The organism is Ventosimonas gracilis, from assembly GCF_001580025.1.
Lineage (GTDB): Bacteria > Pseudomonadota > Gammaproteobacteria > Pseudomonadales > Pseudomonadaceae > Ventosimonas > Ventosimonas gracilis.
In genome coordinates, this window is the sequence record NZ_LSZO01000015.1 from 1 (window position 1) to 273 (window position 273).

Annotated in this window: 1 protein-coding gene; it reads left to right on the forward strand. The window is 52.7% G+C overall.

Features of this window, described 5'->3' with window-relative positions:
* The coding region (locus AXE65_RS00790) for a transposase (protein ID WP_193393225.1) at positions 1 to 273 on the forward strand (273 nt) is incomplete at both ends.

Here is a 273-nt window from a genome sequence, read left to right on the forward strand (position 1 = left end):
ACATGGGAAACCGAGACATTTCCAGCCATTGTGTTGCAGGCCAAGCGCGAAGATGCCGCCGTGTACTTTGCTGACGAGTCAGGCATTCGGTCGGACTACCATAAGGGCACAACGTGGGCTCCAAAAGGGGAAACCCCCATCGTAGAGGCGACGGGTCGCCGATTCTCACTGAACATGCTGTCGGCCATTAGCCCAAGCGGGAAAATGCGCTTTATGCTCAATGATGGTACAACCACTGCGCCAGTGTTTATTGAATTTCTCAAGCGATTATTG